The organism is Shewanella cyperi, assembly GCF_017354985.1.
GTDB lineage: Bacteria > Pseudomonadota > Gammaproteobacteria > Enterobacterales > Shewanellaceae > Shewanella > Shewanella cyperi.
This window is the reverse complement of record NZ_CP071501.1, coordinates 921,513-941,484: the sequence shown is the minus strand read 5'-3', so window position 1 is coordinate 941,484 and position 19,972 is coordinate 921,513. Positions and strand designations below refer to the sequence as shown.

The 19,972-nt window shown below is 57.3% G+C and carries 17 protein-coding genes; 12 read left to right on the top strand and 5 right to left on the bottom strand.

Going from position 1 to position 19,972, the window contains the following annotated elements; translation table 11 throughout:
- Positions 1-26 precede the first annotated feature (26 nt).
- Positions 27-545 (bottom strand): RNA pyrophosphohydrolase, encoded by a 519-nt coding sequence (gene rppH / locus JYB84_RS03930; RefSeq protein ID WP_207322144.1) that lies wholly within the window; start codon positions 543-545, stop codon positions 27-29.
- 693 nt (positions 546-1,238) lie between these two features.
- Here rppH and mutH point away from each other — a divergent pair.
- Both mutH and JYB84_RS03920 read left to right on the top strand, forming a co-directional pair.
- Positions 1,239-1,913 carry a DNA mismatch repair endonuclease MutH gene (gene mutH, locus JYB84_RS03925; protein ID WP_207322143.1) on the top strand — a complete coding sequence of 225 codons (675 nt, stop codon included), beginning with the start codon at positions 1,239-1,241 and terminating at the stop codon, positions 1,911-1,913.
- 110 nt (positions 1,914-2,023) lie between these two features.
- On the top strand, positions 2,024-3,106 hold the full coding sequence (locus JYB84_RS03920; RefSeq protein WP_228289688.1) for an adenylate/guanylate cyclase domain-containing protein: 1,083 nt from the start codon (positions 2,024-2,026) through the stop codon (positions 3,104-3,106).
- Here the strand turns inward: JYB84_RS03920 and oxyR are convergent, their stop codons facing one another.
- The 3 genes from oxyR to JYB84_RS03905 form a co-directional block, all read right to left on the bottom strand.
- Positions 3,107-4,009 (bottom strand): hydrogen peroxide-inducible genes transcriptional activator OxyR, encoded by a 903-nt coding sequence (gene oxyR / locus JYB84_RS03915; protein WP_207322142.1) that lies wholly within the window; start codon positions 4,007-4,009, stop codon positions 3,107-3,109.
- Positions 4,010-4,191: 182 nt separating this feature from the next.
- On the bottom strand, positions 4,192-4,557 hold the full coding sequence (locus JYB84_RS03910) for an Hpt domain-containing protein (RefSeq protein WP_207322141.1): 366 nt from the start codon (positions 4,555-4,557) through the stop codon (positions 4,192-4,194).
- Positions 4,558-4,718: 161 nt separating this feature from the next.
- On the bottom strand, positions 4,719-5,642 hold the full coding sequence (locus JYB84_RS03905) for a TIGR01212 family radical SAM protein (RefSeq protein WP_207323087.1): 924 nt from the start codon (positions 5,640-5,642) through the stop codon (positions 4,719-4,721).
- Positions 5,643-6,163: 521 nt separating this feature from the next.
- On the opposite strand from JYB84_RS03905, the gene gltB reads away from it, so the two are divergent.
- The 7 genes from gltB to JYB84_RS03870 all read left to right on the top strand — a co-directional run bounded on the left by gltB (position 6,164) and on the right by JYB84_RS03870 (position 15,529).
- Positions 6,164-10,612 (top strand): glutamate synthase large subunit, encoded by a 4,449-nt coding sequence (gltB, locus tag JYB84_RS03900; RefSeq protein WP_207322140.1) that lies wholly within the window; start codon positions 6,164-6,166, stop codon positions 10,610-10,612.
- 6 nt (positions 10,613-10,618) lie between these two features.
- The gene (locus JYB84_RS03895) at positions 10,619-12,049 is read left to right on the top strand and encodes an FAD-dependent oxidoreductase (protein ID WP_207322139.1); all 1,431 of its coding nucleotides are present in this window, start codon (positions 10,619-10,621) and stop codon (positions 12,047-12,049) included.
- 187 nt (positions 12,050-12,236) lie between these two features.
- Positions 12,237-12,929: a 5'-methylthioadenosine/adenosylhomocysteine nucleosidase gene (locus JYB84_RS03890; protein WP_207322138.1), complete on the top strand. Its 693-nt coding sequence runs from the start codon at positions 12,237-12,239 to the stop codon at positions 12,927-12,929.
- A gap of 3 nt (positions 12,930-12,932) precedes the next feature.
- Complete coding sequence (locus tag JYB84_RS03885; protein WP_207322137.1) at positions 12,933-13,922, top strand: cobalamin biosynthesis protein CobD/CbiB; 990 nt, start codon at positions 12,933-12,935, stop codon at positions 13,920-13,922.
- A 133-nt stretch (positions 13,923-14,055) separates the two neighbouring features.
- Positions 14,056-14,433 carry a DUF2721 domain-containing protein gene (locus JYB84_RS03880; RefSeq protein WP_207323086.1) on the top strand — a complete coding sequence of 126 codons (378 nt, stop codon included), beginning with the start codon at positions 14,056-14,058 and terminating at the stop codon, positions 14,431-14,433.
- Positions 14,430-15,053 (top strand): trimeric intracellular cation channel family protein, encoded by a 624-nt coding sequence (locus JYB84_RS03875; RefSeq protein WP_207322136.1) that lies wholly within the window; start codon positions 14,430-14,432, stop codon positions 15,051-15,053. Before JYB84_RS03880 ends, JYB84_RS03875 begins: the two co-directional genes overlap by 4 nt.
- A gap of 2 nt (positions 15,054-15,055) precedes the next feature.
- On the top strand, positions 15,056-15,529 hold the full coding sequence (locus JYB84_RS03870; RefSeq protein WP_407695873.1) for a nuclear transport factor 2 family protein: 474 nt from the start codon (positions 15,056-15,058) through the stop codon (positions 15,527-15,529).
- A 93-nt stretch (positions 15,530-15,622) separates the two neighbouring features.
- On the opposite strand, the gene tyrS is transcribed toward JYB84_RS03870, so the two are convergent.
- Positions 15,623-16,822 (bottom strand): tyrosine--tRNA ligase, encoded by a 1,200-nt coding sequence (gene tyrS, locus JYB84_RS03865; RefSeq protein WP_207322135.1) that lies wholly within the window; start codon positions 16,820-16,822, stop codon positions 15,623-15,625.
- Between the two features lie 124 nt (positions 16,823-16,946).
- Between tyrS and JYB84_RS03860 the strand changes: the two genes are divergently transcribed.
- From JYB84_RS03860 to JYB84_RS03850, 3 genes are all read left to right on the top strand, one after another.
- Positions 16,947-18,350 (top strand): peptidoglycan DD-metalloendopeptidase family protein, encoded by a 1,404-nt coding sequence (locus JYB84_RS03860; protein ID WP_207322134.1) that lies wholly within the window; start codon positions 16,947-16,949, stop codon positions 18,348-18,350.
- An 8-nt stretch (positions 18,351-18,358) separates the two neighbouring features.
- Entirely contained in the window at positions 18,359-19,468 is a 1,110-nt protein-coding gene (locus tag JYB84_RS03855; RefSeq protein WP_207322133.1) for an anhydro-N-acetylmuramic acid kinase, read from the top strand.
- A gap of 119 nt (positions 19,469-19,587) precedes the next feature.
- Positions 19,588-19,968, top strand: a complete 381-nt coding sequence (locus JYB84_RS03850) for a DUF2750 domain-containing protein (protein ID WP_207322132.1) — start codon at positions 19,588-19,590, stop codon at positions 19,966-19,968.
- Positions 19,969-19,972 lie beyond the last annotated feature (4 nt).

Genomic DNA, 19,972 nt, shown 5'->3' with positions numbered 1-19,972 from the left:
TCCTCTTAATGAAATGCCAGCCTGCGTCAGCGTTGGCGACTGCGCTTGCGCGGTGGCGGCTCCTTGTTCTGGAATGCCAGAGCCGTGGCCGCGAACTCCTTCATTACCTTACGGTACACATCCCGCTTGAAGGAGACCACCTGCCGCACCGGATACCAATAGCTGACCCAGCGCCAATCATCAAACTCCGGGTGACCGGAAGAATTGAGGTTGATGGCGCTTTCCTGGCTCTTCAGCTGTAACAAAAACCACTTCTGCTTCTGGCCAATACATACGGGCTTGCTGTCCTGGCGCACCAGACGCTTGGGTAAGCGATACCTGAGCCAGGAACGGGTTGAGGTGAGGATCTGCACGTGTTCGGGTCTCAGCCCTACTTCTTCATACAGTTCGCGATACATGGCATCTTCTGCCGTTTCACCCTCATCGACCCCACCCTGGGGAAATTGCCACGAATGTTGTCCAAATCGCCTGGCCCACATGACCTGGCCGAATCTGTTACAGATTATGATGCCCACATTTGCGCGAAAGCCGTCGCTATCAATCACATGGACTCCGAATACACAAATTGTTATAGCGCGATTGTTTCATAAAGCCCGGCCGGCGGCAAACCCCTATTTATCCCGGTGCGTTGGATAAAATCCACACTAAACCAAGATTATCAACAGCGATCCGAATCCAACTGCCAGTCTATCCACAATTTCTGTGGATATCTCTGTTTGAAACTGACCTAAAACCATAGGATCGATTAAAAAGCGACAAACCCACCTCCTTTAACCGCCTTATCAAAATAGACGTTAACACCTGTTAAATATGGATATTTTTTAATGCGACGTCTTTTCATATACAGCCATCAACCAAGATGGCGCATTTTTAAGCAGTGGTTTTTAGCCGTCATTTTTGACTGGCAAGTCGGTACATTTATTCACAGCCCCTGTTGGGATCTCGCTAAAAATCTGCAAAATGAGTGCTTATTTCGGGTTGACTTGGGCATTTCGATCGGTTAAAAGCGCTGCCGACACCAAGTTATCCCGTAATTCTGTGGATAAAATTGTTGGCAACAGTGGGGAAATACACGAGTAACTTTTTCCCCGGTAAGCCCCGTGATAACCGAAACTTTTTTTAATTTTTATATTCAATAACTTAGATTTGTAAATTTGTCTTTATGGCCGTCCACAGCCACCCTTGCTCAAAAATCAGCCAGGATTGATTCTCTCTCCAAAGGGGGTAGAATCGCGCCGATGAATATTCATAACAGCCCCACATCTCTAGAGGAACTCATGGACAGGGCCGTCGGTATGGCGGGTCTCAGCCTGGCACAACTGGCTGCCGAGCACAGTCTGGGGGTCCCAAAGGATCTGCGCCGGGATAAGGGTTGGATTGGGCAACTGATGGAGCTGGAACTCGGGGCCAGCGCCGGCTCCAAACCCCAGCAGGATTTTCTGCACCTGGGGGTGGAGCTCAAGACCATACCTGTGGATGACACGGGTAAACCGCTGGAAACCACCTATGTCTGTGTGGCACCGCTGCTGGATACCACTGGGCTGCGCTGGCACGATAGCCTGGTACGCCATAAATTGCAGCGGGTGCTGTGGATCCCGGTGCAGGGAAGTCGCGACATTCCCCTTGGTGAGCGCCGTATCGGCATGCCGGTACTGTGGCAACCCACGCCGGCAGAAGAACAAAGCCTGAGACAGGACTGGGAAGAGATTATCGAGCTTATCGCCCTGGGAAAGGTGGCATCCATTAGCGCCAGACACGGTGAGGTATTACAGCTCAGACCCAAGGCCGCCAACAGCCGTGCCAAGACCGAGTGCATACGGGAAGACGGTACCATAGGCCTCACCAATCCGCGGGGGTTTTACCTGAAAACCGCTTTTACCCAGCAAATTCTGCGCGCCGCCTTTGCCGACTGAGCCAATATCTGCATTCGCCTTGATACAGATCACAATTAAGGCTGGCAATGCCTTTGCGGGTTTCTGTACACTAGCCCACTCTTTGAACCCTAAGTGGATTAGAAATCCCAGTGAGAGCAAGTCGTCAGGCAAAGAAGCTATTGTTTGCCATTTTGGCCTGGGCCATTGCCATGGCAGCCTTTGTATTCTTCCGCTATGCGCAATCCCCGGAATTGCCCAAATGGGCAGTCAGCTCTGCGGATCTGGCAACCTTGGCCATCTATATGGGGATAGTGTTCGGCAGCCTGCACTGGATGTCGAATCTGGTCACTGACTTCAGCGCCATCCACCGCCTGCCCTATTTTTTCTCCGTGCTGTTTAAAGGGCTGTTTTTGCTCCTGGGTGCCACCACATTGGCCTACATCACCCAGTACCTTAACCTCTGGGCCATAGAGAATCACATGGCCACCCTGAGGCAGATGCTGACCGTGCATATTCTTTACAGTCCATCATTTCAGGCACTGATAGTCTATCTGGTGGTCGTCCGGCTGGGATTGGCCTTTATCGAGCAAATGGGCTTGTTGGTGGGCCCCAGGGTGCTGCTCAATATTGGCCTGGGCAAATATCATAAGCCCAGGTATGAACAACGACTCTTCCTCTATCTGGACATGGTGGCCAGCACCACCCACGCCGAATCCCTGGGTGACTACAGATTCAGCCGCCTGATCCAGGACAGCTTCAGCCTGCTGTCGGATACAGTGGCCAACAATGAAGCCGAAATTTACCGTTACATGGGTGATGCCGTGCTGATCCACTGGCCCATGGAGCAGGGCATCAAGAAAGATCGCTGTTTGAATATCTACTTTGAATTCAGTCAGGAGCTGGCCTGGCAAAGGCAGTTCTTTGAAGAGCGCTACGGATTTGTGCCCAAATTCAAGGCCGCGGCACACTGCGGCCAGGTGGTGGCCGCTGTGGTCGGGGTGCAAAAGCAGGAGATCAGTTTCTTCAGCGATGTGATTAACACCCTGGCCCGCTTGCAGGATCAGTGCAATCCTCTGGGACAGCGGATGCTGATTTCCGGCGCGCTGGCCTCAAGGCTCGACCGCAGCGACAGCGATTATGAGCTGACCGATCTGGGACCGGTGAAGCTTAAGGGTAAACAACACTCCATCGAGGTTTTCGGCGTCAGCCAGAAGAAACCCCAGCAGGACTGATCAAGGCTGCAGCAATTGCTGAATGGCCAACCCCAGGGTTCTGAAGGTCATCAGCCGGCTGCTGGTCTGGCGCCACACCAGGCCTATGTCGCGGTAGGGCGCTTCCCCCGGCGGATCCATCACAGTCAATTCAGTGTCCTTAAGGATCCCGGCATCTATTGCCATCTGCGGTAAAAAGGTGGTGCCCAGCTTACTGTCGACCATCTGCACCAGGGTGTGCAAACTGGTAGCGGCAAAAGGGTTGATCTTGGTGCTGTCCTTTAACTGGCAGGCACTTATCGCATGGCCGGTAATGCAATGCTCATTTTGCAGCAGGAAAATGCTTTCATCCGGCAACGCCTGGTAATCCACAGGTTCATGAATGCCACCGGCGAGATCCCGGTGCACCACCAGTTTGAAGGGATCGACCCCCACCTTCATGCTGTGAAAACCGCTGGTATCCACAGGCAAAGCCAACAGCAGCAGATCCAACTCGCCCTTGCCCAGAGCCTCCAGCAGTTTTTCCGTGGTGTCTTCCTTGAGCAGCAGGCTTAAGCCGGGGTAATGCTGCTGACAGTGGCGCACCACGCGGCTGAGCAGGAAAGGCGCTATGGTGGGAATACAGCCAAGGCGGATCTCCCCCGTCATGGGTTCGCCCTGATTTTTCACCAGCTCCACCAGGTCATCTACATCGGTCAGGATCTTACGGCAGCGCCCCACCACTTCTTCACCCACGGCGGTAAACATAAAGGACTTGTGATCCCGCTCTATCAGCTGGTGTCCGAGCTGCTCTTCCAGATTCTGAATTCCGCTCGACAAGGTTGACTGACTCACATGGCACACCTTGGCGGCGCGGTTGAAGTTTTGCTCCTGATGCAGATTCACCAGGTAATAGAAGTTTTTCAGGCTGGGAAGATGTTTCATTTTTCCGATTGCCATCTAATCAATGGATAGATAAAACCTAACACATCAGGGGTGAATACGCCATCGGGATTGGGACGAGGATTAGGGCAAGGATAGAGAAGCCGGCAAGGATGGGTACAGCGGTAAGCCGGAAAATAAAAACGGCGCAGTCTAGTGACTGCGCCGTTTAGTGAAATCAGAAATCAGGCCTTGGCTTCAAGGAAAGACTTGAGTCTTTGCAGATCGGCAAAAGCATGCTCGGCAATCATACCGAGCCAAAGTTCATGGCCCGCATCCCAACCGGCCTCTTCACCATGCTGCAATAGCTGGGCATATTGCTGAATGCGCTTGAGACCAACACTGCCGGCAGCACCCTTGAACTTGTGGGCCTCGGCACAGAGGGTTTCCTTGTCTCCGGCTTCCTTGGCCTTGACCAGGTTGGCCACATATTCCGGCATCAACTGCTCAAACAGCACCACACTCTTGAGCAGGGTACCGGCACCTATTGCACTGCAATATTGTTCCAGGGTGTTGAGATCCAAAATTGTGTCCAGTTCAGCCGTCGTCATGTAGCTCCCCTTTAAGTGAGAATTCTGTCTGAGACAGGGATGCAGCACCCCCGATGAATTACCCCATCATACCCACTCACACCGGCCTTGCAACCGCGGCGGCAGTGGATTGAGTAAAAGAACTCAGATTTAACAAATGATTAACCAGGACCACAGCTATCCTAAACCGCCCGGTAAGGGGTGTCGGTATAGTGCCCCTGGCCACCCAAAGCCTGCAGCGAATCAAGAATGGCCATCTGCCCTTTCCAGCGATAGCTGCACCAGTCCGGCGCCAGCAACATGGGCCGTTTGGCATAGGCGGTGACCCGGTGAAACAGCACCTGGGCCGGGGTATGGCGGATAAGTTCGGCTGCACTGAAGGCATAGTCTTCCAGGGTGACAGGTTCAAGTCGCCCGGCCTGCCATTGCCTGGCCATGGTACTGCCGCTCACTATATGCAGGGGGTGCAGCTTGAGACCATCAACCCCGAGGTCCAGCACCTTTTTATGGGTATCAATAAAATCCCCGTGGTTTTCCCCCGGCAAGCCCAAAATCAGATGGGTGCACACCTTGAGCCCGTGACGCCTTGCCCGCCGCACCGCATCGGCATAAGCATCAAAGCCATGGCCACGATTGATGCGCCTTAGGGTGTCATCATTGGCCGACTGCAACCCCAGCTCAAGCCAGACCTCCAGTCCCTGTTGCTGATACGACGCCAGCAGCGCCAACACCGAATCGGGGACACAGTCAGGCCGGGTCCCCACAAACAGCCCCACTATGTCGCGCTCGGCCACGGCTTCACGGTACTGCCGCTGCAGCACCTCGTAATCACCATAGGTACTGGTGTAAGCCTGGAAATAGGCCAGGTAAGGCGTACCCGGCTCCGCCGCCGGCAATTTTTGGCTCGCCAACTGGGCGGCAATTCCCAGGTTCGCATCGCTTTGATTGAAGGATTGTACGTTGCAAAAGGTGCAGCCCCCCCGTCCCAGGGTGCCATCCCTGTTGGGGCAGCTGAAGCCCGCATCCAGAGTCAATTTCTTCAACCGCCGGCCAAAACGGCGCTTGCACTCATTGCCATAGGTATTCACGTAAGTGTCGAGTCCCAGACTGGCCTCAGACATGGACAGCTCCTGCTCTGTTGTGACAAAAGCCGCCAGTCTAGCGGCTGTCACGGCGCCAATCCCTGTGCTGGGTCAAGGCAAGTCGCAGTTGGCCATCAGTAATAGGAATGGCCACAAAAACCAAAACACATAGATAATCACAAATTTCGAATAGTTAATCACAGACACTTTTTAACATCGCCAAACACTGTGTATGCAAAAAAAATCACTATTTTTAAATCGAAAACAATGGGGACGCCATGTTACACCCAGGTAAACAAAATTGGATGGTAAATTTAAAATTGCATTTATTCATAATGTTATACGTCAACTTTCTCAGTTGACGTCAACGTAAGCCTTTTCAAAAATCTGTATTAAACGTGATTTTTTACCCATGTTTTATGCAATTTTTGGGTTTGACCTTTGGAGTTTCTCACGATAATTTGGGAAGTTCGGGTGCATATCTATAGCAGTCACTGCTTTCCCCGAGTCGTAGAGGAAGAGGTTTTTCAGGTGGGGAACGTGTTATGAGCTTGTATCATCCCAGTTTTGAGCGGGACAATTGCGGATTTGGTCTGATAGCCCAGATGGATGGCGAGGCCAGCCATAGGATAGTGCGTACCGCGATTCATGGCCTGGATCGGATGAAACACCGTGGTGGTATTGCAGCCGATGGTCGCACCGGCGATGGCTGCGGCCTGTTGATGCAGCTGCCGGTTAAATTCTTTGAGGCCATTGCTGCCGAGAACGATTGGCACCTGTCACGCAAGTTTGCCGTAGGCATGTTTTTCCTCAGCCAGGATCAGGACCGGGTTGCCGCCGCGCGTTTTCTGCTGGAACGTGAGCTGGAAAAGGAAACCCTGAGTATCGCCGGCTGGCGTGAAGTACCGGTCAATCCCGATGTGCTGGGTGAGATAGGCAAGGCCAGCCTGCCGCGCATAGTGCAGGTGCTGATCAACGCGCCCATTGGTTGGCGCGAGAAGGATCTTGAACGTCGCCTGTACATGGCCCGCCGCCGTCTGGAACAACAGCTGACGGACGATCCCGATTTTTATGTCGCCAGCCTCTCGGGCCAGGTCATAGTTTATAAGGGCCTGATGATGCCCGCCGATCTGCCCGCCTTCTATCCGGATCTGGCCGACATCCGCTTGCAAAGCGCCATCTGTCTGTTCCACCAGCGCTTTTCAACCAACACTTCACCCAAGTGGCCCCTGGCACAGCCCTTCCGCTACCTGGCCCACAACGGTGAGATCAACACTATTACCGGCAACCGCCAATGGGCCCGCGCCCGTGCCTACAAGTTCAACTCGCCACTGCTGCCGGATTTGCAACAGGCCGCGCCCTTCGTCAATGAAACCGGCTCTGACTCGTCCTCTCTGGACAACATGTTGGAAATGCTGCTCTCCGGCGGCATGGATCTGTACCGCGCCATGCGCCTGCTGATCCCGCCTGCGTGGCAAAGCAACCCCGAGATGGACGATGAGCTCAAGGCCTTCTATGACTTCAACTCCATGCACATGGAGCCCTGGGACGGCCCGGCGGGCATAGTCATGACCAACGGCCGCCACGCCGCCTGTGCGGTTGACCGCAACGGTCTGCGTCCATCCCGTTATGTGATCACCAAGGACCGCATCCTGACCCTGGCCTCCGAGGTCGGCATCTGGGACTACGCCGCCGACGAAGTGGTGGAAAAGGGCCGGGTTGGTCCCGGTGAACTGCTGGTGCTCGACACCCTCAGCGGTCGTTTGTACCAATCCTTTGAAATCGATAACGATCTCAAGCGCCGTCATCCCTACAAAGAATGGATGGCCAAGAACAGCCGTACCCTGAAAAGCGCCGAGCAAATGAGCGCCGAGCAACAGGGTGCCGCCGAATTCACCCCCGAAAACCTGCTGTGTTACCAAAAGCTGTTCGGCTACAGCCGTGAAGAGCTGGAGCAGGTGATCTGGGTATTGGCGTCCCAGGGCGAAGAAGCCGTGGGCTCCATGGGAGACGATACTCCCATGGCAGTGCTGTCCAACCAGCAGCGTTCCCTGTACGACTACTTCAGGCAGAAGTTTGCCCAGGTCACCAACCCGCCGATAGATCCGCTTAGGGAAAAACACGTGATGTCCCTGGCCACCTGTGTCGGCCGCGAGCAAAACCTGTTCAACGAAACCACAGGCCATGCCTACCGGGTGATGTTCAACTCCCCTATCCTGCTGTTCAGTGACTTTAACCAGTTGATGTCGCTGGATAAGGCCTACTATCGCGCCAACACGGTCGACCTTAACTACGACCCGGCCGAAGGGCTTGAAAAGGCCATAGTGAGGATCACCGAAGATGCCGAGCGGCTCGCCCGCACCGGCACCACACTGCTGGTGCTGTCGGACCGGGCCGTGGCCAAGAACCGCCAAATTATTCCCGCCGCCATGGCCGTGGGCGCCGTACAGCAGATGCTGGTATCCAAGAGCCTGCGCTGCGACACCAACATCATAGTGGAGACGGCATCCGCCCGGGATCCGCACCACTTTGCGGTGCTGCTGGGCTTTGGTGCCACCGCCATCTACCCTTACCTGGCCTATGAATCCATTGCCGATCTCGCCCGCCGTAACGGTCAGGACGATTTCGCCGCCCTGATGCTCAACTTCCGCTATGGCATTGAGAAAGGCCTTCGCAAAATAATGTCCAAGATGGGCATCAGCACAGTCGGCTCCTACCGCTGCAGCCAGCAGTTCGAAGCCATAGGTCTGGCAAGCGAAGTGATAGAACTCTGCTTCAAGGGCGTGGTCAGCCGCATTGAGGGGGTGGGTTTCGAAGCCATTGCCCGCGATCAGGCCAAGCTGCATCTGGCCGGTTTCCGTCCCCATCAGGGCCTGACCCAGGGCGGCTTGCTGAAGTATGTGGCGGGTGGCGAGTACCATGCCTTTAACCCGGATGTGGTCAATACCCTGCAGGCCTCATTGCGGGAGCGCGACTATGGCAAATACAAGCAGTTCGCCCGCCTGGTGGATGACCGTCCCGTGGCCATGCTGCGGGATCTTATCCATATCAAGGCCGGCCAGGCTGCCATAGCACTGGACCAGGTGGAGCAGGCCAAGTCTCTGTATCCGCGCTTCGACAGTGCCGCCATGAGTATCGGCGCCCTGAGCCCCGAGGCCCACGAGGCCCTGGCCATTGCCATGAACCGTCTGGGTGGCCGCTCCAACTCAGGGGAAGGTGGTGAGGACGCCGGTCGCTTCAACAGCGAGCGCAACTCGGCCATCAAGCAGATTGCCTCGGGCCGCTTTGGGGTGACCGCCCACTATCTGGTGAACGCCGAGGTGCTGCAGATCAAGATTGCCCAGGGGGCCAAGCCCGGTGAGGGTGGACAGCTGCCGGGGCACAAGGTCAGTGTTGAAATCGCCGGCCTGCGCCATGCGCGTCCGGGTGTCACCCTGATCTCACCGCCGCCGCATCACGATATCTATTCCATTGAGGATCTGGCGCAGCTGATCTTCGATCTCAAGCAGATCAACCCCAAGGCTTTGGTGTCGGTCAAGCTGGTATCTGAACCCGGTGTTGGCACCATAGCCACCGGCGTGGCCAAGGCCTATGCGGATATGATCACCATCTCCGGTTATGACGGCGGCACCGGTGCCAGCCCGCTGACCTCGGTCAAATATGCCGGCTCACCCTGGGAGCTGGGCCTGGCCGAAGTGCACCAGTCCCTGGTGGACAACGGCCTGAGACACAAGATCCGCCTGCAGGTGGACGGTGGCCTCAAGACCGGCACCGACGTCATCAAGGCCGCGCTGCTGGGGGCCGAAAGCTTCGGCTTTGGCACCGTGCCCATGATAGCCCTGGGCTGTAAGTACCTGCGTATCTGTCACCTGAACAACTGCGCCACCGGCGTCGCCACCCAGGATCAGAAACTGCGCCAGCAACATTTCCACGGCCTGCCGGAGCGGGTGATGACCTACTTCGAGTTTGTGGCCGAGGAAGTGCGTGAATGGATGGCCAAACTCGGTGTCAGCCAATTTGAAGAATTGGTGGGCCGCAGCGATTGGCTGCAGGCCGTCGAAGGCAGCACAGACAAGCAGCGTGGCCTGGATCTCAGCCCCATACTGTACCGCCCAACGGTACGTCCCGGCAGTGCCGCCAGCTGGCGCGAGACCAATCCACCATCGGATCCGGGCCTGCTGAACCAACACCTGCTGGAAGAATGTCGTCAGGCAATCGACGAAGACGCAGGCTTTGTCGGCAGCTTCAGCATCAGCAACACCGACCGCTCAGTGGGGGCATCCCTGTCCGGCTACATAGCCAGTCGCCATGGGGTCAAGGGTTGCCAACAAGCACTCAAACTCAGCTTTAACGGCAGCGCCGGTCAGAGCTTCGGCGTCTGGAACGCCCCCGGGGTGGAGTTGTCCCTGTGCGGTGATGCCAACGACTATGTGGGTAAAGGCATGTCCGGCGGCAAGATTGCCCTGTATCCGCCCGTCGGCAGTCCGTTCCAGAGTGAACGCAGCGCCATCATAGGCAACACCTGCCTGTACGGCGCCACCGGCGGCAAGCTGTTCGCAGCAGGTCAGGCCGGGGAACGCTTCGCGGTGCGCAACTCGGGCGCCATAGCTGTGGTGGAAGGCGTGGGCGACAACGGCTGCGAATACATGACCGGCGGCATAGTGCTGGTGCTCGGCAAAACCGGGGTGAACTTCGGTGCCGGCATGACGGGTGGCTTTGCCTATGTGTTCGATCAGTTCAATCGTTTCAGTCGCAGGGTCAACACCGAGCTGGTCGACACCCACAAGCTGACCTCGGTAATCCATCAGCAGCACCTCAAGGGCCTGATAGAACAGCATGTGGCCGAGACCGGCAGCGAGCATGCCAGGATGATCCTGAGCGATTTTGAAAACTGGCTCGACTGCTTCGTGCTGGTCAAACCCAAGAATGTGGAAATGGCCGATCTGCTGCGTTTGGAGCAGTCCGAGGCCAAGCTGGCGGTCAAGGCGGGGTAATAGACAATGAGTAACGATTTCCAATTTATTGAAGTAGGCCGCATCGACCCTTCAAAGCAGCCGCTGAAACTGCGTACCAGTCAGTTTATCGAGATCTATCAGCCCTTTAATCAGGGCGAGGTGAAGGCCCAGGCAGACCGCTGCCTGGACTGCGGTAACCCCTATTGCGAGTGGAAGTGCCCGCTGCACAATTACATTCCCAACTGGCTGAAGCTGGCCCAGCAGGGACGCATTATGGAAGCGGCGGATCTGGTGCACGAGACCAACACCCTGCCGGAGATCTGCGGCCGGGTCTGTCCCCAGGACAGGCTCTGCGAGGGCGCCTGTACCCTCAATGACGAGTTTGGCGCCGTCACCATAGGCAATGTCGAGAAATACATCACAGACACGGCCCTGGCCCAGGGCTGGCGCCCGGATCTGAGCAAGGTGACCCCACGCCGTGAGCGGGTGGCCATAGTGGGCGCGGGCCCTGCCGGACTCGGCTGCGCCGATATCCTGGCCCGCAACGGCATCAAGGCCGTGGTGTACGACAAGTATCCCCAGATAGGCGGCCTGCTGACCTATGGCATTCCGGCCTTCAAGCTCGACAAGTCGGTAATGCAGACCCGTCGCACTGTGCTGGAAGGCATGGGCATAGAATTCCGTCTGGGCGTCACCGTCGGCAAGGACATTGCCTTTGATACCCTGCTCAATGAATTTGACGCCGTGTTCCTCGGCATGGGCACCTACAAGGCCATGGCTGCCGGGCTTCCCGGTGAGGATGCCGATGGCGTGTTGCAGGCTCTGCCCTTCCTGATTGGCAATACCCATAAGCTGATGGGTACTGATAATGGCACTGCCAGTGCCGAGCATCCCTATATTGATCTCGCCGGCAAGAAGGTCGTGGTGCTCGGTGGCGGTGACACCGCCATGGACTGCGTCCGCACTGCGGTGCGTCAGGGAGCCGCCGAGGTGACCTGCGCCTACCGCCGCGACGAGGCCAACATGCCCGGCTCCCGCCGAGAGGTACAAAATGCCCGCGAGGAAGGGGTCAAGTTCCTGTTCAACCGCCAACCCACGGCCATCAAGACCGAGGGCGGCAAGGTGGTGGGCATTGAATGCGTCGAGACCCGCATGGGTGAGGCCGATGCCAGCGGTCGCCAAAGCGCCGAGGTCATTCCCGGCAGTGAACAATTGCTTGAGGCCGATGCCATCATCATCGCCTTTGGTTTCCAGCCCAGCCCCGCGCCCTGGTTTGCGGATTTCGGCATAGCCCTCGACGACAGGGGCCGGGTCAAGGCCGCCAAAGAGGCCAACAACCCGTTCCAGACCAGTAACCCCAAGGTATTCGCCGGTGGCGATATGGTGCGGGGCTCGGATCTGGTGGTCACCGCCATTGCCGAGGGACGCGATGCGGCCCTGGGTATCCTCAACTTCCTGGAGACGGCCAAGGCCTGATCCCGGCACAGCTTGCTTGTGTCTTGCGCATCCAAGGGGGGGACCCGCGGATGCGCCTTTTTATTTGACCTGACTGTTTGACCTGACTGTTTGACCTGACTGTTTGTCTTCCCCATCCGCTCCCTGTGACCCGGCCGCGCCATATGGTATATTGCGGCGATATTTTCCCATTCCATAAGGTCACCCCATGAAAATCGGAATCATAGGCGCCATGGAGCCCGAAGTGGCTCACCTGCTCGCCGCCCTGGAAAACAGTGAAAGCCGCACCATAGCCGGCATCGAATTTACCCAAGGCCAACTCAGCGGCCGTGAGGTGATAGTGACCCGCAGCGGTATAGGCAAGGTGGCGGCCGCCATCGCCACCACCCTGCTTATCCAGGAATATCAACCCGATGCGGTGATCAATACCGGCTCAGCCGGCGGCTTTGTCGACAGCCTGACCATAGGCGACATAGTAATAGCCAACGAAGTGCGCTACCACGATGTGGACGTCACCGCTTTTGGTTATGAGATTGGCCAGATGGCCCAGCAACCGGCCGCCTTTGTGGCCGACTCTCGCCTCACTGCCGCCGCCAAGCAAGCTGTGGCCGCCCAGGGTGAAGTGAAAACCCTGGAAGGCCTGGTCTGCACCGGCGACAGCTTTATCTGCGATCCTGTCCGTACAGCCAAGATGCGCGCCGACTTCCCCACCATGGCCGCCTGTGAAATGGAAGGCGCCGCCATCGCCCAGGTTTGCCACCAGTTCAAGGTGCCCTTTGCGGTGATCCGCTCCCTGTCGGACAATGCCAACAACGACAGCCCGGTGGATTTCGAGTCCTACCTGATCAAGGCCGGTCACCACTCGGCCCTGATGGTGATGGAACTGCTAAAGCATCTGTAAGCCATGACCGCCTCCTTCTTTGACCGCTTGCTGCAACTCGATGGCGCCATGTTCGAGGGTTTCCTCGTGCTGCTGTGCGCCCTGCCCCTGGCACGGCTGGCGCCGTTGCCAAGGGAGATGCAGCCCCTGGTCTGGTTTGGAGTACTGGCCAAGCGCCTGGCCGCCAAGGTGAATCACAACCACAGGCATCCCAGTCAACAATTGACCGCCGGATTGCTCTCGGCACTCTTGCTGATCCTGCCCTTCTGGGCCATCGTCAGCTTCCTGCTGCAACTGGCGGCCTTTCCCTGGTTCTTTGAGTTCCTGGTGCTCTACCTGTGTTTGAGCGATGCCAGCTTCGCCCAGGTGGCCGAAGACATAGACAAGGCGTTGCAACGCAACGACAAGGAACACGCCAGAGCTCAGCTCGGTCAATGGCTGGCGCGGGATACCGGCGAGCTGTCGGAAGTCGGCATAGTCAAGGCCACCATAGAAAAGCTGGTGACCTCCCCCGTGTACGGCACCGCCGCCGTGGTGTTCTTCTTTGCCATCGCCGGCGCCCCTGCGGTGCTGGCGGTGCGCATGGTTAAGCAACTGGAGCTGGTGTGGCCGCCGGTATCGCCTAAATACCGCTACTTCAGCCGCCCGGTGCAGCTGCTCAGCCATGTGCTGCTGTTGCTGCCTTCCTGGCTCTGGAGCCTGACCCTGGCCATACTCGGCGGACCCAAGGGCTTTGCCGCACTGCTGCGGCCCTTGCCGGGTAAGCAGCCCCACGCCAATGCCCTGCGGCCGGCCACAGTGGCCGCCAACATTCTGGGCGTGGAACTTTGCGGTCCGCAGCGCCACAATGGTGAGCGCGTCGCCATAGCCCCCATCAAGGGCGGTCCCAAGCCGGACCGCAGCGCCATAGCCCCGGCGGTACGGCTGTCGAACCGCGCCTGCCTGCTGTGGTTTCTGTTTCTGCTGCAGCTGCCCCTGACTTGGACAGTGCTGCGCCTGCTGCAAGCCCAGTAACGCCAAACTGCAGCGCAGCCCCTGTCATTCGGGGCGTCAGGCAGTATAATGAAGGGCTGCCGGTCACTGGCCGCCGGCACACAGTTCCCCCGGGCCAGAATCCTTTTTTCGGAGCCTCATCTTGCTAGAAAACATGCAAATTTCCCTGACCACACCGGCCCTGTTGTTTCCGGCGATCTCCCTGCTGCTGCTCGCCTACACCAACCGCTTCTTCGCCCTGGCGGCCCTTATCCGCAGCCTCTCCAGCGGCGAGCAGCCGGTGCATCAGGATCAGATTAAAAATCTGCGGCAACGCATCGTCATTATCCGTCGCATGCAGGAAGCCGGGGTGTTGAGTTTCGCCCTGTGCGTGCTGTGCATGATCTTCATTTACCTTGGCTTTCTGCACACGGGCTCGCTGATCTTCGGTGCCAGCCTGCTGCTGTTGCTGTACTCACTGATCCTGTCGGTAATTGAAATCCGCATTTCGGTCGATGCCCTCAACATCCACCTCAAAGAGATGAGCAAATGAGCTGGATTTATTTCTTTGACCTCTGTGGTACCTCGGTATTTGCCCTCACCGGTGCCCTGGCAGCTGGCCGGCATCGCATGGATCCCTTCGGCGTGACCGTACTGGCCGCGGTGACAGCCGTCGGCGGCGGCACCATAAGGGACAGCATCATAGGTGCCACCCCTGTGTTCTGGCTCAGGGATCCCAACTACATCATAGTGATACTGGCGACCGTATTGGCCACCCTGCTGCTGGTACGCAGACCGCGCAAGGTGCCCCAATACACCTTGCCCATAGCCGATGCCCTGGGGCTGGCGCTCTTTACCGTCATAGGTGCCCAGAAGGCCCTGAGCCTGGGCCTCAACGGCATGTCCGCCGTGGTCATGGGCTTGATTACCGGCGTGGGAGGAGGCATTATCCGGGATCTGCTTTGTCGGCAAATCCCCATGGTACTGCGGACCGAAATTTACGCCACCGCCTCCATCATCGGCGGCATAGGTTACACAGTCAGCCTGCAGCTGGGCATGGGTCCCAAGGTTGCCCTGTGGCTGGCCATGCTCAGCACCCTGGCCATACGTCTGGCCGCGATCCGCTGGCACCTGTCGCTGCCGGCCTTTGATTTGAAAACCAAGAGAGAGTGACATTGCGATTTTTAGGTTTCTTGCTTTGGTGTATTGCAGCGCCGCTGTTGGCCGATACGGGTGAAATGCCCAGGGAGCAGCAGATGGCGGTGAACTACATCAAGGCACTGACCGATCATGACTATGCCACCCTGGCCACCTTCTACAACAGGGACAGCGTATTCCAGGACCGCACCGCCGGCCGCAAATACAAGGGCGGCCGCTTTATCATAGGTTTCTTCCAACGGGCCCATGCCGGGGTGCTGGAATACAATTTCAACATAGAGCACATGTACAACACGGGCTCACTGGTGGTGATGATAGGCAACTATCACTTCAAGGGGCCGGGTGAGCAGTTTGGCAAGCCGGGCAAGATCATAGATGTGGCCGTGCCTGCGGTGACCACCCTGGCGCTGGATCTCAATAACCACAGGGTGCAGGAGCACCTGGATCTTATCGACTACCAAACCATGGCCGACCAGCTGTCGATGCAGTAGCAGTTATTGAACCAGCTGTGAATAAAGAATGGCTGCAAATAAAAAGGGCGCCCTGCGGCGCCCTTTTTATTCAATAGAATTGAATTGGATTTCTCAGTCCAGAGTCACCCGGGCAAACTTGCGCTTGCCGACCTGGAATACCGCTTGGGTACCGGCTTGCAGCACCAGCTTGGTGTCTTCGACCTTGTCGCCATCCATCTTCACCGCGCCCTGCTTGATCATCCGCATGGCATCCGAGGTGGAGCCCACCAGATCCGCCTCTTTCAGCAGATTGGCTATGGCCAGACCTTCGGCGCCGGCGCTCAGGGTCAGTTCCGGCATCTCATCGGGCATGGCACCCTTCTGGAAGCGGTCGATGAAGTTCTGGTGCGCCTTGTCGGCGGCTTCCTGGTTGTGGAAGCGGGCGATGATTTCCTTGGCCAGGGCAATCTTGATGTCACGGGGGTTGGCACCTTCGGCCACATCGGCACGGAACTGCTCGATTTCCGCCAAAGGACGGAAAGACAGCAGCTCGAAGTAACGCCACATCAGTTCATCTGAGATGGACATGATCTTGCCGAACATCTCGTCCGGTGCCTCGCTGACGCCTATGTAGTTGGCAGCGGACTTGGACATCTTCTTGACCCCGTCCAGACCTTCCAGCAGTGGCATCATGATCACCGCCTGGGGCTTCTGGCCCTCGACCTTTTGCAGCTCACGGCCCATCAACAGGTTGAACTTCTGATCTGTCCCGCCCAGCTCCACATCGGCCTTGAGCGCCACAGAGTCATAGCCCTGCAGCAAGGGGTACATAAATTCGTGGATGGCGATGGACTGGCCGCTGTTATAGCGCTTTTTAAAGTCGTCACGCTCCATCATGCGGGCCACTGTCTGCTGGGAGGCCAGGCGGATCATACCGGCGGCGCCGAGCGGCTCAAGCCAGCTGGAGTTGAATTCGATACGGGTCTTGGCCGGATCGAGGATTTTGTACACCTGCTCCTTGTAGGTCTCGGCATTGGCCAATACCTGCTCACGGGTCAGGGGCGGACGGGTGCTGTTCTTTCCGCTCGGATCGCCCACCATGCCGGTGAAGTCACCTATGAGGAAGATCACCTCGTGCCCCAGCTCCTGGAACAGACGCAATTTGTTGAGGATAACGGTATGACCCAGGTGAATGTCGGGGGCGGTAGGATCCGCGCCGAGCTTGATCCTCAAGGGGCGACCTTCCTTGAGTTTTTCCAGCAGATCGGACTCCAGCAATATCTCGTCCGTACCACGTTTAATTTCTGCTAATACCTGGTCTAAATCAGCCATTTTGGCAGCTACCCCTGAGATTCAAATGCAATCAAAGAGACTTATGTTACTTGTTAGCCAGAGCAAATGAAAGTGTGTACACTAGGCCCAGGCAAACTGAGACAGGTAAACGGTAAAAGGCTCAATGGGAAAGGTCATTACACTCTTCAAATTACTCCCGAAAAAGCACCAGATCATAGTGAGTATTTTGATGCTTTTTGTCACTGCCAGCCTGTTTTTCCCCTCTGAGCCCGCCCAGGCATCAAAAAATGCCGACGAGCCCAGTACCCATGCAGAAACCGGGGAAAGTTATCAGCTGCCTTTGGCCTTTCGTACTCCCACAGCCCCCAGCAACGACTCAGGTGACCTCGATACCGAGCTTGGCACCCGCGTGCCCGGCGCCATAGTGGAACCCAAATTAGAAGAGCCCCAGGTGCCAGAGGCCAAGGACAGCGACAAACTGCACCAGACGGTGGAGCACTTTGAAGTGGAAAAGGGCGACACCCTGGCCGCTCTGTTCCAGCGCGCCAACCTGTCGAGCCGCGATGTCTATGAAATAACCCAACTGCCCCTGGCCAAGCAGAACCTGCTTAAGATAATGCCCGGTGAAGAACTGGTGATAGCCAAGGATGCCGAGGGGCAGCTCACCGAACTCAGCTACCGCATAGATGCGGTTTCCACCCTGTTTATCCGCCGTGATGGCGAAGGTTACCGCGAAGATGTGCAGGTCAAGGAAGTGGAACTGCGTACCCAATTTGCCCAGGCCAGCATCAAGAGCAACTTCTGGAATGCCGCAGTGGATGCCGGTTTAACCGCGTCGCAAATCATGGAGCTGGCGACGCTTTTTGGCTGGGACATAGATTTTGCTTTGGATCTGCGTGAGGGCGACACCTTCGCCCTCATCTATGAGCAGCAATATGCCGATGGCGAATTCCTCAAGAACGGTGCCATTCTGGCGGCCGAATTCATCAATGAAGGTGACCGTTATACTGCGGTACGTTTCAGCGACGGCAACTACTATTCCGAGTCCGGCCAGAGCATGCGCAAGGCCTTCCTGCGCTCACCGGTGGACTTCAAGTACGTCAGTTCCAACTTCAACCCCAAGCGTCTGCATCCGGTCACGGGCCAGGTCAAGGCCCACCGGGGTGTGGACTATGTGGCGGCCATAGGCACCCCCATCAAGGCCGCCGGTCGGGGTCGGGTGATAGAGGCGGGCTACAACCAGTTCAACGGCAACTATGTGTTTATCAAGCACAACGACACCTATACCACCAAGTACCTGCATCTGAACAAACGCAAGGTGAAAAAGGGCGACACGGTCAAGCAGGGTCAGGTTGTGGGCACCCTGGGTAAAACAGGACGGGTCACGGGCGCCCATCTGCACTACGAATTTATCGTCAATGGCGTACACCGCAACCCCCGCACCGTGGATTTGCCCAAGGCTGAATCCATTGCCGCCACCGACAAGGCCAAATTTAGCCTTATCAGCCAGGATTTGATGGCTAAACTTCAACATAACAAGCAATTGCAAGTGGCGATGACGCCCTGAGAATCCCGATGAAAAGTGCCTATTACGTGGGGCTGATGTCCGGCACCAGCATGGACGGTGTCGATGCCGTACTGGTGGACTTTGCCGGTGACGCCCCGGCCCTGGTGGCCAGCCATACCGAAGCCTTTCCCGAGCACCTGTTCAAGGGATTGCAGCGCCTGTGCCAGCCGGGCCAGGATGAAATCAATCGCCTGGGGCGGCTCGATCGCAGCGTTGGCCTGCTGTTTGCCAAGGCAGTCAACGAGTTACTGAGCGTTGCCGGGGTGGACAAGTCCCAGGTGCGCGCCATCGGCAGTCACGGCCAGACGGTGCGTCACATGCCGAATCTGGAAGTGGGCTTTACCCTGCAAATTGGCGATCCCAACACCATAGCGGCCATGACGGGCATAGACGTGATCGCCGACTTTCGCCGCAAGGATATTGCCCTTGGCGGCCAGGGCGCGCCTCTGGTGCCGGCCTTCCACCAGCAACTGTTTGCCCGCGAAGGCCAGCAAAGGGTCATTCTCAATATCGGCGGCATAGCCAACCTCACCTATCTGCCCGGTAACGCCGACAAGGTGCTGGGCTTTGATACCGGCCCGGGCAACACCCTGATAGACGCCTGGATCCGCGAAGTGCGCCAGGAAAGTTTCGACTGCGACGGCGCCTTTGCCGAAGAGGGCACGACCCACCCGGCGCTGCTGGCCCAGTTGCTGTCACACCCCTACTTTTCACTCGATTACCCCAAGAGCACAGGACGGGAACTGTTCAACCATGCCTGGCTGGAGCAGCAACTGGCGCCCTATGGCAATCTGGCGGAGGAAGATGTGCAGTCGACCCTGCTGGATCTCACCTGTCACAGCATTGCCAATGACATCAACAAGCTCTCGGCCAAGGGTGAGCTCTATGTCTGTGGCGGAGGCGCCCTTAACGGCGCCCTGATGCGACGCTTGGCGGCCCTGCTGCCGGGCTACAGTGTGGCCACAACTTCGGCACTGGGAGTCGATCCCAAGTGGGTTGAGGGTATCGCCTTTGCCTGGCTGGCACTTAGGCACGATTTGGGTCTGCCGGCCAACCTGCCGGCGGTCACGGGAGCCAGCCGCGAAGCGGTGCTGGGTGCCCGTTTCCCCGCAGCCTGAAGCAACTCTTGCCGGGGCCAGCAGCGCCCCGGCCCCGACTTTTACACACACTGAACTTTTTCTCGCCTGCGGCAGATGTTAACATCGCGCCCATTAAGCCCCTTATTGAGCAAATGACCATGAGCAATCAGCGCAAATCCCTGGCCCAAATTACCGCCCTCACCCCCGAAGGTCGCTACGACTACCTGGTAGAACAGGTCAAAGAACACAAGGAAATCTGGACCCTGCAGGACAATGACGGCTGCGTCATGCTGACCACTGAAGATGAAGACTGCATCCCCATGTGGCCATCGGAAGAAGCCGCCGCCCTGTGGGCCGTGGATGATTGGCAGGACTGCCAGCCCCTGTCCATTCCACTGAATGAATGGGAAGAGCGCTGGGTGTCCGGCATGGAAGACGACGAACTGATGGTGGCCGTGTTCCCGGTGCAGGACGATCTGGGTGTGGTGGTACAGCCCTGGGAACTGCAACAACGCCTGCAACCCAAGACCAAACACTAGGAGT

Bases quoted from the DNA above. Each gene is read 5' to 3' on its own strand.
- JYB84_RS03855 (WP_207322133.1), top strand. From the start codon at position 18,359: ATGAAAAGTGCCTATTACGTGGGGCTGATGTCCGGCACCAGCATGGAC.
- mutH (WP_207322143.1), top strand. From the start codon at position 1,239: ATGAATATTCATAACAGCCCCACATCTCTAGAGGAACTCATGGACAGG.
- JYB84_RS03895 (WP_207322139.1), top strand. From the start codon at position 10,619: ATGAGTAACGATTTCCAATTTATTGAAGTAGGCCGCATCGACCCTTCA.
- oxyR (WP_207322142.1), bottom strand. From the start codon at position 4,009: ATGAAACATCTTCCCAGCCTGAAAAACTTCTATTACCTGGTGAATCTG.
- JYB84_RS03860 (WP_207322134.1), top strand. From the start codon at position 16,947: ATGGGAAAGGTCATTACACTCTTCAAATTACTCCCGAAAAAGCACCAG.
- JYB84_RS03850 (WP_207322132.1), top strand. From the start codon at position 19,588: ATGAGCAATCAGCGCAAATCCCTGGCCCAAATTACCGCCCTCACCCCC.
- JYB84_RS03875 (WP_207322136.1), top strand. From the start codon at position 14,430: ATGAGCTGGATTTATTTCTTTGACCTCTGTGGTACCTCGGTATTTGCC.
- JYB84_RS03880 (WP_207323086.1), top strand. From the start codon at position 14,056: ATGCAAATTTCCCTGACCACACCGGCCCTGTTGTTTCCGGCGATCTCC.
- JYB84_RS03885 (WP_207322137.1), top strand. From the start codon at position 12,933: ATGACCGCCTCCTTCTTTGACCGCTTGCTGCAACTCGATGGCGCCATG.
- JYB84_RS03890 (WP_207322138.1), top strand. From the start codon at position 12,237: ATGAAAATCGGAATCATAGGCGCCATGGAGCCCGAAGTGGCTCACCTG.
- gltB (WP_207322140.1), top strand. From the start codon at position 6,164: ATGAGCTTGTATCATCCCAGTTTTGAGCGGGACAATTGCGGATTTGGT.
- tyrS (WP_207322135.1), bottom strand. From the start codon at position 16,822: ATGGCTGATTTAGACCAGGTATTAGCAGAAATTAAACGTGGTACGGAC.
- JYB84_RS03910 (WP_207322141.1), bottom strand. From the start codon at position 4,557: ATGACGACGGCTGAACTGGACACAATTTTGGATCTCAACACCCTGGAA.